The sequence below is a fragment of the Bradyrhizobium sp. UBA2491 genome (assembly GCF_002341725.1).
Classification (GTDB): Bacteria; Pseudomonadota; Alphaproteobacteria; order Rhizobiales; family Xanthobacteraceae; genus Bradyrhizobium.
Window position 1 is genome coordinate 140,340 of record NZ_DDOP01000079.1, and the last position, 13,581, is coordinate 153,920.

At 66.5% G+C, this 13,581-nt stretch carries 13 protein-coding genes; 9 read left to right on the top strand and 4 right to left on the bottom strand.

Annotation, left to right across the window (positions count from 1 at the left end):
* The 3 genes from B2W55_RS27315 (at nucleotide 1) to B2W55_RS27325 (ending at nucleotide 3,403) form a co-directional block, all read left to right on the top strand.
* Nucleotides 1-1,020: a branched-chain amino acid ABC transporter permease gene (locus B2W55_RS27315; RefSeq protein ID WP_043855619.1), complete on the top strand. Its 1,020-nt coding sequence runs from the start codon at nucleotides 1-3 to the stop codon at nucleotides 1,018-1,020.
* 65 nt (nucleotides 1,021-1,085) lie between these two features.
* Nucleotides 1,086-3,098 carry a hypothetical protein gene (locus B2W55_RS27320; RefSeq protein WP_080891068.1) on the top strand — a complete coding sequence of 671 codons (2,013 nt, stop codon included), beginning with the start codon at nucleotides 1,086-1,088 and terminating at the stop codon, nucleotides 3,096-3,098.
* Nucleotides 3,095-3,403 (top strand): hypothetical protein, encoded by a 309-nt coding sequence (locus B2W55_RS27325; protein ID WP_024579779.1) that lies wholly within the window; start codon nucleotides 3,095-3,097, stop codon nucleotides 3,401-3,403. The genes B2W55_RS27320 and B2W55_RS27325 overlap by 4 nt, the downstream gene beginning before the upstream one ends.
* Here the strand turns inward: B2W55_RS27325 and B2W55_RS27330 are convergent.
* From B2W55_RS27330 to B2W55_RS27340, 3 genes are all read right to left on the bottom strand, one after another.
* Nucleotides 3,389-4,741, bottom strand: a complete 1,353-nt coding sequence (locus B2W55_RS27330; protein ID WP_024579780.1) for an aminotransferase class III-fold pyridoxal phosphate-dependent enzyme — start codon at nucleotides 4,739-4,741, stop codon at nucleotides 3,389-3,391. The genes B2W55_RS27325 and B2W55_RS27330 overlap by 15 nt on opposite strands.
* An 87-nt stretch (nucleotides 4,742-4,828) precedes the next feature.
* Nucleotides 4,829-5,494 (bottom strand): HAD family hydrolase, encoded by a 666-nt coding sequence (locus B2W55_RS27335; RefSeq protein WP_024579781.1) that lies wholly within the window; start codon nucleotides 5,492-5,494, stop codon nucleotides 4,829-4,831.
* The gene (locus B2W55_RS27340) at nucleotides 5,491-6,753 is read right to left on the bottom strand and encodes a Tm-1-like ATP-binding domain-containing protein (protein ID WP_024579782.1); all 1,263 of its coding nucleotides are present in this window, start codon (nucleotides 6,751-6,753) and stop codon (nucleotides 5,491-5,493) included. Before B2W55_RS27340 ends, B2W55_RS27335 begins: the two co-directional genes overlap by 4 nt.
* Nucleotides 6,754-6,968: 215 nt before the next feature.
* On the opposite strand from B2W55_RS27340, the gene B2W55_RS27345 reads away from it, so the two are divergent.
* From B2W55_RS27345 to B2W55_RS27360, 4 genes are read left to right on the top strand one after another with little or no spacing between them, the layout of a single operon-like run.
* Nucleotides 6,969-8,453 (top strand): aldehyde dehydrogenase, encoded by a 1,485-nt coding sequence (locus tag B2W55_RS27345; RefSeq protein WP_024579783.1) that lies wholly within the window; start codon nucleotides 6,969-6,971, stop codon nucleotides 8,451-8,453.
* A complete protein-coding gene (locus tag B2W55_RS27350; RefSeq protein ID WP_024579784.1) occupies nucleotides 8,450-9,838 on the top strand; it encodes a transaminase in 1,389 nt (462 codons plus the stop codon). The genes B2W55_RS27345 and B2W55_RS27350 overlap by 4 nt, the downstream gene beginning before the upstream one ends.
* Nucleotides 9,838-10,635 carry an SDR family oxidoreductase gene (locus B2W55_RS27355; RefSeq protein WP_024579785.1) on the top strand — a complete coding sequence of 266 codons (798 nt, stop codon included), beginning with the start codon at nucleotides 9,838-9,840 and terminating at the stop codon, nucleotides 10,633-10,635. The genes B2W55_RS27350 and B2W55_RS27355 overlap by 1 nt, the downstream gene beginning before the upstream one ends.
* Before the next feature lie 53 nt (nucleotides 10,636-10,688).
* On the top strand, nucleotides 10,689-11,459 hold the full coding sequence (locus B2W55_RS27360) for an SDR family NAD(P)-dependent oxidoreductase (protein ID WP_024579786.1): 771 nt from the start codon (nucleotides 10,689-10,691) through the stop codon (nucleotides 11,457-11,459).
* Nucleotides 11,460-11,468: 9 nt separating this feature from the next.
* Here B2W55_RS27360 and B2W55_RS27365 read toward each other — a convergent pair whose 3' ends face one another.
* On the bottom strand, nucleotides 11,469-11,735 hold the full coding sequence (locus tag B2W55_RS27365) for a hypothetical protein (protein ID WP_024579787.1): 267 nt from the start codon (nucleotides 11,733-11,735) through the stop codon (nucleotides 11,469-11,471).
* Between the two features lie 177 nt (nucleotides 11,736-11,912).
* Here B2W55_RS27365 and dinB point away from each other — a divergent pair, with 177 nt between their 5' ends.
* Both dinB and B2W55_RS27375 read left to right on the top strand, forming a co-directional pair.
* Complete coding sequence (gene dinB / locus B2W55_RS27370) at nucleotides 11,913-13,160, top strand: DNA polymerase IV (RefSeq protein WP_024579788.1); 1,248 nt, start codon at nucleotides 11,913-11,915, stop codon at nucleotides 13,158-13,160.
* Between the two features lie 151 nt (nucleotides 13,161-13,311).
* The gene (locus tag B2W55_RS27375) at nucleotides 13,312-13,521 is read left to right on the top strand and encodes a hypothetical protein (protein WP_024579789.1); all 210 of its coding nucleotides are present in this window, start codon (nucleotides 13,312-13,314) and stop codon (nucleotides 13,519-13,521) included.
* Nucleotides 13,522-13,581 lie beyond the last annotated feature (60 nt).

A 13,581-nucleotide genomic window follows, 5' to 3' on the forward strand; every position in this document is an offset into this window, starting at 1 on the left:
ATGCCGAGACGAACAATTCTGCTGGCGAGCGCGATCGTTCTCGTTGCGGTGATCGCAGGCGCGCCGTTCGCGCTGAACGAAGGCGTCCTGCGGCTCGCAACCGAATGCCTGCTGCTGCTGACCATGGCGCAGATGTGGAACCTGCTGGCGGGCTATGCCGGGCTGGTCTCGCTCGGCCACCAGGTGTTCATCGCCTTCGGCGCCTATGCGCTGTTCCTGACCTCGGGATGGCTCGAGGTCACGCCGATCTGGGTGCTGCCGGTGGCGCCGCTGGTCGCGGCGGCGGTTGCGGCGATCATCGCCTTTCCGCTGTTTCGACTGCGCGACGCCTATTTCTCGATCGCGATGTGGGTGTTCGCCGAGATCATCGGCGCGTTCACGATGAAGTCGCAGGCGGTCGGCGGCACCTCGGGCGTGCCGCTCGCCACCAGCAAGCTGATCGATTTCGACTGGTTCGAGCCCACGATGTTCTGGCTCGCCGGCAGCCTGACGCTGATCACGATCGCGGCGCTGTACAAGATGATGACCTCGAGCTTCGGGCTCGGGCTGATGAGCGTGCGCGACAATGATCTTGCCGCGATGAGCGTCGGGGTCGACGTGCGGCACAACCGCTTCATCGCCTTCGTGCTTTCGGCGGCGGGATGCGGGCTCGCCGGCGCGCTCAGCTTCATGGGCAATCTGTTCATCGCGCCGCTCGCTGCCTTCGACGTCAACTGGTCGGTCTACATGATGTTCATCGTGATCATCGGCGGCATCGGCACGCTTGAAGGCCCGATCCTCGGGGTCATCATCTTCTTCGGCCTGCGCGAATTGATGACCGGGCCGCTCGGCCTGTCCGGCGGCTGGTATCTGGTCGGGCTCGGCATCATCGCGGTGGTCGTGATGATGGTGGCGCCGCGCGGCATCTGGCCGGCCTTGCGCGACCGCATGGGTCTGCGGCTGCTCGATGTGCACCGGACGCCGCCACGCCCGGTCACGGCCACGATCCTGCCCGGCGCGTCGGAACGGGTTACCGGGTGAGGCGGGCCTTCACGCCGTCACCATTGCCTGTATTCTGACGACTCCAGTTTTGAGGAGAGGGCGCAATGGCTCTGTTATCCCGGGTCGGTCGATGGGCCCTGGCCGGTGCGGCCGTCGCAACGCTCGCTTTGCCGCAGCCGTCGCAGGCCGAGCGCAGGATGTGGCCACAGGTCGCCGCGATGCACCCGATGGACGGGCTGACCACGGATGAGATCCGCTCGGTCACCGACGTCCTGCGTGGGGCCGGCAAGTTCGACGACGCCACGCGGGTCGTCTCGATGGCGCTCGACGAGGATCCCAAGGACGAGGTGCGGGCATGGCGGCCGGGACAGCCGTTCATGCGGCGGGCGATCGCGACGCTGCTGCACGGCGGCCATCTCTACGAGGCGCATATCGATCTCGCGGCGCGGCGCCTGCTCGGCTGGGACGAGGTCCAGGATCATGAAGCGGCGCTGACGATCGACGAACTGATGTCGTCCGGCGACCTGCCGAAGCAGGACCCGCGCTGGATCGCCGCGATGGCCAAGCGCGGCATCACCGACTTCAAGAATGTGTTGTGCCTGCCGCTGACGGTCGGGCCGGTGACCGATCCCGCCCTGAAGGGCCGCCGCCTGCTCAATGTCCCCTGCGTCGACACGACGGGTGCGGGCAACAATCTCTGGGGCAAGCCGATCGAGAATCTGGTCGCCCAGGTCGATCTCAAGAGCAAGACCGTGCTGTCGGTGACCGATCTCGGCGTGGTGCCACCGCCGGCCCAGACCCCATCGCACGCTTATGCCGACTCCGGCAAATACCGCAAGCTGCCGAAACCGATCGAGATCACGGCGCCGCAAGGCAGCAACGTGCATGTCGAGAGCGGCCAGGTGCACTGGGACAATTGGTCGTTCCACGTCCGCCTCGAGCCGCGTGTCGGCGCCGTGCTGTCGCTGATCCGCTACGACGATCACGGCACGCTGCGCGACATCGCCTACCAGATGTCGGCGAGCGAGATGTTCGTGCCCTACATGGATCCAGCGCAGACCTGGTCGTTCCGCGCCTATATGGATATCGGCGAATACGGTTTCGGCGTGCTCTCCAGCGAATTGCAGCCCGGCGCGGATTGTCCCGAAGGCGCGCACTTCCTCGATCTCACGATCTCGGACACCAAGGGCAATCCGGTCGTGTCCAAGGGTGCGGTCTGCATCTTCGAGCGTCCGACCGGTGATCCGATCTGGCGCCACAGCGAATTGCTCAACAACACCGCCGAGGTGCGGCCGAACAACGAACTGGTGGTGCGGATGGCGCCGGTGGTCGGCAATTACGACTATCTGGTCGACTATGTGTTCGACCGTGCCGGCAATATCGATGTGCGGCTGGGCGCCTACGGCATCGATGCGACCAAGGGCGTCGCGAGCCGGACCCTGAGCGATCCGACCGCCAAGCAGGATACCGCCTATGGCACGCTGGTGGACGAGCGGCTGCTGGCGGTCAACCACGATCACTACATGACGTTCCGGATCGACATGGATGTCGACGGCACCTCGAACCGGCTGGTCGAGGATCGCTTCAGCGTCCGCCGGCTCGACGAAGGCCAGCGCAAGAGCCTGTGGCAGGTCGAGACCAGGCCGGTCGCGACCGAAGGGCCGATCACGCTGCCGCTGAACGCGGCGCAATTCAGGATCGAGAGCACCGCCAAGACCAACAAGCAGGGCTACCGCACCAGCTATCAGCTGATGCCCGGCCACTCCGACGTCTCGTTGCTTGCCAAGGATGATCCGATCCAGTTGCGCGCCGGCTTCAGCGCCTACACGCTGTGGACCTCGGCCTACGCCAGGGACGAACGCTACGCTGCGGGCCAGTACCCCAACGAAAATGCCGAGGTCGATGGCCTGCCGAAATGGACCGCGGCGAAGCGGCCGATCGAGGATCGCGACCTCGTGCTGTGGTACACGGTGGGCTTCCGCCACGTGCCGCGTGCCGAGGATTGGCCGGTGATGCCCGGCCTGTGGCACGGCTTCCGGCTGCGCCCGTTCAACTTCTTCGATCGCAATCCGGCGCTCGACGTGCCGCCGGCGGTCGATGCCAAGGCAGCCAAATGACGCGGCGCTTCCGCGTGGTCACTGTTGCGGCGCTGGCGGTGTTGGCAACGCAGCCGGCGGCGCGCGGCGCGACCGCTGAAAGCAGCGCCGACGATGCGTCCTTGCTCTATCTGAGCAGCAGCGATTGGGCGCGCCAATCCGCGCCGCGCAAGGTCGCGCTGGCGGCCGACTTCATGCGGATCTTCTGCACCGATCAGCGGATGTCGGCGGCATCGCTGGCCGATTGCCTCGACCGCGACAGGGTGGATGGCGCACCGTTCGAGCGCGCCATGGCGTGCGTGAGCGCGCTGTCAGCCGGCCGCTGACAGACCGGCGTCGATACCTGCCGCGATCCGCTTGACGTCGGCCGCGGTGAGGATCAGGGGCGGGGACAGGATCAGGTTGTTGCCGGAAACGCGCAGCATCACGCCGGCCTCGTAGGCGCTGTCCGCGACCTTCGCCATCGTCTTCTTGTCGGCCGGCTTCTTGCTGTCGCGATCCGCAACCAGCTCGAGCGCGGCCATCAGGCCCTTGCCCCTGACGTCGCCGACGAGGGCGTGCTTGGCTTTGAGCGCGGCCAGCGCCTGCGCGAGGTCCTTGCCGCGCGCGGCGGCATTCTCGTCCAGCTTGAGGCGGCGCGTCTCGGCGAGCGCCGCGATGCCGGCAGCACAGCCGACCGGATGGCCCGAATAGGTGTAGCCATGGCCGATCGAGCCGAAGGTCGTGGTGTCGGCCTCGAAGGCCTCGGCGACGGCTTCACCGATCAGCGTCGCGCCGAGCGGGAAGTAGCCCGAGGTGATCGCCTTGGCCATCGTCATCATGTCGGGCTTCACGCCCCACAGCCGCGAGCCCGACCATGCGCCGGTGCGCCCGAAGCCGGTGACGACCTCGTCCGCGATCATCAGGATGCCGTGACGATCGCAGATCTCGCGTGCCAGCTTCATGAAGTTGTCCGGCGGCACGATCACGCCGCCGGCGCCGAGCACCGGCTCCATGATGAAGGCCGCGATGGTGTCGCCGCCCTGGAACGCGATCTCCTCCTCCATCGCTGCCGCGCAAAGCTGCGCGAGCTTTGCCGGATCGCTCTCGTTGAACGGATTGCGATAGGTCGACGGCGCCGGGATATGGAAGACACCCGGCAGCATCGGCTCATAGTTGCGGCGGAAATTGGCGTTGCCGTTGACGGACGCGCCGCCGAAATGGGTGCCGTGATAGCCCTTCTTCAATGCCAGGAATTTGGTGCGGTCGGCCTGGCCCTTGATCTTCCAGTACTGCCGCGCGAGCCGCAGCGCGGTCTCGACCGAGTCCGATCCACCTGACGTAAAGAAGGCGCGCACCATGCCCTCGGGCTTGAACCATTCGGTGAGCTCGTAGGCGAGCTCGATCGCGGGACCGCTCGAGGTGCCGCGGAAGCCCGAATAGTATGGCAGCGCACTGAGCTGCTCGTTGATTGCCCGCTTGATCGGATCGCAGCTGTAGCCGAGGTTGACGTTCCACAGGCCGCCCACCGCATCGATCACGGTCTTGCCGTCGATATCGGTGACTTCGACGCCTTCGCCCTTCATCACGATCCGTGGCGGTTGCGCCCGCATCTCGGCGGGATGGGCCATCGGATGCCAGATCGGCTTGGCGTTGTTCTCAACCAGGAAGTTTCTGTCGCGCATGATCGCTCTCTGTCCGGCTAGGGCCTGTTCGTTCCGACGGAATCGAAACGGGGCTCCAGATTCTCACCCATTCGCTCGAAAAACGCCTTACTCGAATTGCAGCCCGAAATGCCGCAGCGCCTCGCTGTAGGACGCGGCCGGGCTGCGTACGTCAAACAGCACCGTGCGCATGTTGCACGCAACGGCGCCGGTGATGTTGCGGCGCTGGTCGTCGACGAACACGCAATTGTCCGCCTCCAGCGCCAGTTCGTCCAGCACGCTTTGATAGGCACGGGGGTGGGGTTTCAGAATCCCGGTATGGGTCGCGTCGACGATGGTATCGAAACGCTTGAGGATCGGAAGCCGGGACCGGAAATCGGCACCGTAGAACAGGTCGAGCTCGTTCGACAGAATGGCGAGCCGGAACCCGGCGTCGGCGGCGAGATTGATCGCGCGTGCCGCCTCGGGACGGATCACGGTTTCGGGATCGGCGCCGCGCGCACGCTTCACGAAGGTTTCCATGTCGCGCCAGTCTTCGCCGACCATCCGCCCGACCTCGCGGCTGCGGGTCAGCCAATAGTCGCGCTCCGAAATCTCGCCGCGCTGCATGGACGTCCACAGCGGATCGCTGTCGGGCGCGAACGGGCCGAGCCATTTCAGCGTGCACGGCGCGAGCCCGAGCGCATGCTCGGTCAGGTCATGGGTCTCGAACAGGGTCTTCGAGATGACGCCGCCGAAATCGAGTACCAGGGCCTGGGCAAGCGGCCGCGTCATGCGGCCACCGTAGCGCGGCCGGCCGGGACGATGCCGGCCGCGACCCATCGGTCGAAGATCGCGAGCACCGTCTCGTTGAACGCCGTACTGTTGATGTGGTCCTTGATCTCGTGCAGTTCGACCGGCGCCCGGATCGCCGACCGCATGGCGTCGACAAAGGCGGCGAGGGCGTCGGGATCGTGCAGCGCCTCGCCGTCGCGGTCCCATTGCTGGATGCCGCCGGCCGGCAGCACGAAGGCAACCGGTGCGCTGGCGCGCGATAATTTTTCGGCAATCGCGCCCGCGATCCGGCGGCGATCGGCCGCCCCGGACGTGGCCGAGGCGAGCAGCCGGTTATGCGCGTGGAACGGACGATCCGACAGCTCCCTCGGGACCCCGAGCCATGCCGGGAAGTCCACCATGTCGACCGCGCCGGGGGCGACGATCTGCGGAATGCCGGCCCGGCCGGCATTCTCCAACCGATCAGCGCCGGAATTGACCACCGAGCCGGTGAGCTGATTGGCGACTTCCTGGAGACTGAGATCCAGCACCGCGGCGAAACCGCGCTGAGCTGCGATCGATTCCATCGCGCGGCCGCCCATGCCGGTGGTGTGGAAGACGACCACTTCGTAACCGCGCCGCTCGAGCTGCGGTTTGAGCTCGACCATGTAGCGCAGGCAGCTCTTGCCGAGCGAGGTGATCGCAACCACCGGGCGGTCCTTGCGCGGCTTGATCGCGCTCCTTGCCGCGCCGACGATCGCGCCGCAGGCTTGCGACAGCACCGCGGTGCAGGTACCGTTGAGGCCATAGAGACCGCCGGCCCACAGGATCATCATCAGATCGGCGGCGACGCGCTCGGGCGGGATCAGATGCGAGAATGCAACCGTCGAGACGATCAGCTTCGGCAGGCCGAGCGGTAGCGCTTGCGCGACATCGAGCGCAAGGTCGGTGCCCATCGTGCCGCCGATCGCGATCACGCCGTCGATGGCATCTTGTGCCGCGAGTTCGCGCGCGAGATTTGCGGCGCCGATCGCCATCAGGGACATCGCGGAGTTCTCGTCGCCGCTCGATGCGATCGCTTCGATCGTGGTCTCGGCGGCGGCCGCGACCGCGCGCTTGTCGTGCTCGGGCTGGTAAGGCGGGTCGCCGAGCACGCTGATGTCCATCATGATGGTGTTGCCGCCGGCACGGGCGATGCACTCGCTCATGAACAGCAATTCGTCGGCCTTGGTGTCGCCGGTTCCGATCAGGAGAATGCGGGGCTGCGTCATCTCGGGCATGACCTTCGGCTCGCCGGCGGGCGTAAGGGATGGTGACAACCGGTTTGCACAGCGCAGACGGAGCGCTCGGCCATCGTGGGATCACGCTATGTGGATGGGCCCGGTGGTGACATCCACCTATCGGTTGATTGCTGGCAACGCCTTGATTTGGCGAGGATTGCACCATGTAAGCACGCCCGCCGAGGGGGCTGCTCCGCCAGCACACAACGAGTCGCATGCAGCAAGCCCAGATCGATCGATTGCGGTCGGCCGCCATTCCGGCCCAGCAACTCTTTGTCGGCGGCCGAGCGGTGCCGGCGCTCGGCGAGGCGCGGATCGACGTGGTGTCGCCGATCGACGGCCGGCTGCTGACCACGATCGCCGACGGCAATGCCGGCGATATCGACCGCGCGGTGAAGCGTGCCCGGGATGCGTTCGAGCAGGGCGGCTGGTCGCGTGCCGCGCCGGCGCAGCGCAAGAAAGTCCTGCTGCGGTTCGCCGATCTGATCGAGCAGCACGCGCTCGAGATCGCAGTGCTTGGCGTGCGCGACAATGGCACCGAGATCGGCATGGCCTACAAGGCCGAACCGTTGTCGGCGGCCGGCAGCATCCGCTACTACGCCGAGGCGATCGACAAGGTCTATGGCGAGATCGCGCCCACCGCGGGCGACGTGCTCGGCCTCGTGCATCGCGAACCGCTCGGCGTGGTCGGCGTGATCGTGCCGTGGAATTTCCCGCTGATGATCGGAGCGTGGAAGATCGGCCCCGCGCTCGCCGCCGGAAATTCGGTCGTGGTCAAGCCGCCGGAGCTTGCCTCGCTGACGCTGCTGCGGCTTGCCGAGCTGGCGGCGGAGGCGGGGTTGCCGGACGGCGTGTTCAACGTCGTCACCGGTCGTGGCGCATCGGCCGGCGAAGCGCTGGCGCTGCACATGGATGTCGATGTGCTGGCCTTCACCGGCTCGGGCGCGGTCGGCCGCCGGCTGCTGGAATGTTCGGCGCGCTCGAACCTGAAGCGCGTCCATCTCGAGCTCGGCGGCAAGTCGCCCAACATCGTGTTCGCCGACGTGCCTGATATCAAGCAGGCGGCCAAGGTCTCGGCCAACGGCATCTTCCGCAACTCGGGCCAGGTCTGCGTCGCCGGCTCGCGGCTGCTGGTGCAGTCGGCGATCTATGACCGCTTCATGGCCGAGCTGCTCGACGCCACCGCCGGGCTCCGCGTCGGAGATCCGCTCGATCTGACGTCCGATATCGGCGCCGTCGCCAGCAAGGTACAGCTGCGCAAGAACCTCGACGCCGTCGCCCGCGCAGAAGCGCAGGGTGCGAAGCGGCTGATCGGCGGCGAGCAGATCCGCGTCGACAGCGGCGGAAACTTCATGGCGCCCGCGATCCTCGCCGAGGTGACGCCGGCGATGGAGGTGTGGCGCGAGGAGGTGTTCGGGCCGGTGCTGTCGGTCACACGGTTCGAGAGCGAGGAAGAGGCCGTCGCACTGGCCAATGCGACGCCCTATGGGCTTGCGTCGGCGGTGTGGACCGGCGCGCTGTCGACGGCGCATCGCATGGTGCGCGCGGTGAGGGCCGGCGTCGTTCACGTCAACGCCTATGGCGGCGCCGACATCACGGTGCCGCTCGGCGGTTTCAAGCAATCCGGCTTCGGACGCGACAAGTCGCTCCACGCCCTCGACGCCTATACCGACCTCAAGACCGCCTGGATCGCGCTATGACATCTGCAACCACTGAACGCGCCGGCGTTCTGAACCGTTTGCTCGATGCCGAGCAGGAACGCTTTCGCGCGCTGCATCCGCGATCGGCCGCGGCATGGCAGGAAGGCCGGCAGCATTTCCTCTATGGCGGCCCATCGCACTGGATGCGGCGCTGGGCGGGCGGCTTCCCGATTTATGCCGAGGAAGCGCAAGGGGCGCATATCAGGGACATCGACGGGCGCGACTATATCGATTTTTGCCTCGGCGACACCGGCGGCATGTGTGGGCACGCGCCCGAGGCGGTGACGGAGGCAGCGCTCGATCAGCTCAGGCGTGGCACGACCATGATGCTGCCGACCGAGGACAGTCTCTGGGTCGGCGCCGAGCTGTCGCGCCGCTTCGGTCCGAAATACTGGACCCTGACGACGTCGGCGACCGACGCCAACCGCGCCGCGATCCGCATCTCGCGCATGATCACCGGCCGCCGCAAGGTACTGGTGTTCTCCGGCTGCTATCATGGCGGCGTCGAGGAGGCGCATGTCGAGATCCGCGACGGCAGGGTCGGCCTGCGCAATATGATCCATCCCAACGGCATCGATCATGATGCCGTCAGCCGGGTGGTCGAGTTCAACGATGTCGCGGCACTGGCAGCAGCGCTGGCGCAGGGCGATGTCGCCTGCGTGCTGACCGAGCCGCTGATGACCAATTTCGGCATGATCCCGGTCGCTGAAGGTTTTCACGAGACCTTGCGCGAGCTGACGCGCCGCGCCGGCACCATCCTGATCATCGACGAAACCCATACGCTGTCCTGCGGACCCGGCGGCTACACCGCAAGCCATGGGCTCGAGCCCGACATTTTTGTTGCCGGCAAGGCGATCGCGGGTGGCATTCCCGCCGGCGTGTTCGGTCTGAGCCAGGAGATCGCCGAGCGACTCTGGAAACAGGTCCCCTACGTCAATCCGCGCGAGCGGCAGTCCGCGCATCTCGGATTCGGCGGCACGCTCGCCGGCAACGCATTGACGGTCGCGACCATGCGCGCGGTGCTGGAGAAGGTACTGAGCTCGGCGAATTACGAGCGGATGATCGGGGCCGCGACCTGGCTCGCGCAGGAAGCGCGCCACCTGATCGAGACCGCCGGTCTGCCATGGCACGTCACGCAGATCGGCGCGCGCGCCGAGATCATGTTCATGCCGCATCCGCCGCGCAGCGGCGCCGACGTCATCGCCGGCAGGCAGCCCGATCTCGAAACCCTGCTGCATGCGTTCTACATGAACGAGGGCATTCTGGTGACGCCGTTCCACACCATGCTGCTGATGTGTCCGGCGACGTCGGCGCGGGACGTCGACCAGCACACCGCGGTGTTCGGGCGGTTCATCGACCTGGTGCGAGGCGCGGGAGCCATCTGATGCGGGCGTCGCCGTTCAATCTTGCAGGTCGCGTCGCCATCGTTACCGGCGGTGGCAGGGGGATCGGCGCCGCCATCGTGACGCGGCTCGCGCAAGCCGGCGCCACCGTGGCGGTCGCCAACCGGACGCCTGACGTGGCCGAGGCGCTGGCGCGCGAGTTGGTGGCGGATGGGCTTGCTGCGCATTGCGTTCCGTTCGACAAGCTCGATCGGGAGGACTTGCGGGCGATGATCGACGGCGTCGCTGCCCAACACGGTCGGCTCGATATCGTCGTGCACAATGCCGGCGGCTGTCCATGGGCGTCGCTCGACGAGCTCGACGAAGCGAAGCTCGACGAGACGCTGACGCTGAATCTGACCGCCAGCATCTGGCTCGCGCAGGCGGCAATTCCGCATATGCGCGCCATCGGCTTTGGTCGTGTTCTCGTGACTTCCTCGGTGTCCGCGCGCGTCGCGATGGGCGGTGGCGCGCATTACTCGGCGGCGAAGGCCGGCGTCAACGCATTCATCCGCGGCGCGGCGTTCGAGCTGGCGCGCGACGGCATCACGGTCAACGGCGTCGAGGCCGGCTTCATCGAGAAGCCCGGCCGCGGCACCATGAGCGCGCCGGAGAACAAGGCGAAGCTCGAACGCTTCATTCCGATGGGGCGGATGGGCAGCGCCGACGACATCGCCTGCGCGATGCTCTATCTCGCCTCCGTTGAGGCCAGATACGTCACCGGGCAAACCATCGTCGTCGACGGCGGCTCGACACTGCCGGAGACCGGGTTTGCCGTCGAACGGCAGTGGGGACTGTAGATGAGCACGATCGCTTGTGATGACCGGTTGCCGCTGCTCAGGATCGTGATCTGATGCCGCGGCTGGATGGAAAGACGGCGCTGGTGACGGGCGCAGCCACCGGGATCGGGCGGGCCACGGCGGCATTGCTGGCGTTGAGCGGCGCGCGCGTCGTGCTGTTTGGCCTCGGTGACGCCGAGCTCGACGCCGCGGCGGCCGCGTGCGGCGGGCAGGCGGTGCGTGGCGACGTTACGCGCGCGGACGATGTTGCCAAGGCGGTCGCCGCCTGCGGCGCGTGGCTCGACATCGTCGTCAACGCTGCCGGCCTGATCGTGCCGGACCAGCCCGCAAGCGTCTCCGACGAGGTCTGGGCCAGGACACTCGATGTCAACCTCACCGGCACGATGCGGGTCTGCCGCGCATCGCTGCCGCTGCTCAAGCAGCGCGGCGGCGCGATCGTCAACGTCGCCTCGGTGGCCGCGTTCAATGCCAGCCCGGACAGCGCAAGCTATGCCGCCAGCAAGGCGGCGGTGGTCGCCTATACGCGCTCGCTGGCCTACGCGCACGGCGCCGACGGCATCCGCGCCAATGCCGTGGCTCCGGGCTGGGTGCGGACGCCGATGAGCGCCTATGAGATGCAATTGCTCGCGGACCAGAATGGCACCACGCCGGACGTCGAGTTTCACAGCGTCGAACGGCGGATCGCGCTGGGCCGGATGGCGGAGCCCGCCGAGATCGCGGCGTGCTGCTTGTTCCTGGCTTCCGACGAGGCGTCGTTCGTGACGGGCGCGGTGCTGGTCGCCGACGGCGGCGGCCGCTCCCCGACGCAGAACCGCGCGGTCTAGCAGCACGTCTCAGAGATATTCGCGAAGCCTGGCGAGTTCGATCACGTGCTCGGGCGACAGCACGTCGGGGACGAGGGGCGGTTGCGCCGTGGTGCGGATCTCGTAGAGGTGTCGCGTCTTCTCAGGCTTCGCCATCAAATCCCGGATGCATTGGTCGAGCGTTGTGCTGACAACCATGTAGGGGATGCGGTCCTCGCGCCTGGCGTTGTTGAGCGAAGGCCATTTGTAAAGCGAGGCCGAGGCCTGGAAGTCCACCTGGTGGGCGTGATCGGTCATTCCAGATATCTACCCGAAGAAGCCTGCCTATCAAAACACCCGGGCAGCCGTGGTGGTTAACGGGGACATCATTCGGAGCCCCACGGCAAATTTCGGGTTGACCGGCGATTGCTGTGTTCTTATTTTGTTCTAGGTGAAGACGAGCGCGTTGACCACGTCGGGGATGAACGGATCGCGATGGCAGACGCAGCCACCATCCTCCACGCCGACCTGGACGCCTTCTATGCATCGGTCGAGCAGCTGCTCGAGCCGTCGCTGCGGGGCAAGCCGATCGCCGTCGGTGGCGGGGTGGTGCTTGCGGCATCCTATGAAGCCAAGGCGTTCGGCGTTCACGGCGGCATGTCGGGACGGCAGGCGCGCGAGTTGTGTCCGCAACTGATTTTTGTCGGCGGCCATTTCAGCGACTACCAGCGACTCGGCGATGCGGCGATTGCGGTGGTCGGCGATTTTACGCCGCTGGTCGAGCGCATCTCGATCGACGAGGCGTTCGCGGACGTGGCCGGCTGTACCCATCTGTTCGGATCGCCCGCCGACATCGCCGCGAAGATCCGGCGCCGGGTGCGCAACGAACTCGGTCTTCCGATCTCGGTGGGCGTCGCGCGCACCAAGCATCTGGCAAAGATCGCGTCGCAGGTCGCCAAGCCCGACGGGTTGGTCGTGGTTGATCCCGACGCCGAGCTGAGATTCCTCCACGATCTGCCGGTCGAGCTGATGTGGGGCGTGGGACCGGTGACCAGGACGCGGCTGGACGCGATCGGGGTCTCGACGATCGGTCAGCTCGCAAGATTGTCCGAGCGGTCGTTGACGCGGCTGCTCGGCCCGGCGGCGGGCGAGAAACTCGCGGCGCTGGCCTGGAACCGTGATCCACGACAACTCAAGCCGCATCGGCGGGCGCGATCAGCCGGTGCGCAATCGGCGCTCGGCCGCAAGCCCGCGACCGAACGGATCATTCGGCCGACGCTGCTTCATCTCGCCGACCGCGTCGCCACGCGGCTGCGCGCGAAATCCCGACCGGGACGTACCGTGACGGTCCGCGTTCGCTTCGCAGACCTGAAGTCGGTGACACGCTCGATGACGCTCGATGCGCCGGTGTTCACGACGGTGATCATCGCCCGGCTCGCCGAGAATTTGGTGCGTGCTGCGCTCGCGGATCATCCGGGTGAGAAGATCATCTCGCTGCTCGCCATCTCGGTGTCGCATCTCGAGGAGCACTGGGACCTCGCGCTGGAGCTGCCGCTCGGACTAGAGGATGCGCCACTTCGCCCTGGAAGCCCGCCGGGGATCGCCCGCTGGGCGGCCGATTGCGCGATCGACAAGATCCGCGATCGCTTCGGCTGGGACGCGATCGGATATGGCTCGGCGACGCTGGAAGCCGCACGCTCGGTGCCCGACGATTTCCGCAAGCTTGCCGAGAAGGATCTCTAGGTCATGATGCGATCCATGGAATCGCATTACGATCTGATGTCTGGCTGGGTCACTTGCGCGTGAATCGATTAAGAAATGGCAATCTGGAATCGCGGGCTTGTGAGTGGCCAGTTCGCGCACCCGGCCTATTCTGACGGTGCGGAGGGCAGCCATGAAGTATAGCTCCGAACTGATCCAGACGATGCGCGATGCGTTGGAAGCGGTCATGGCAAGCGTCCCGGCCGATCAATCGGTGTTCGGTCTCAAGGCGGCGGTTGCCGAATACATCCTGCACGCCGCGGCGCATGGCCAGACGTCGTTCGACGGACTGGTGACCTCGGCATCCAATCAGCTTCAGTCGATCATCTCGATGCTGACCTAGGGCCCGATCGACAAAGCGGGAAGTGACTTGCCGAAAACCCTCATGATGATGCGTCAATCT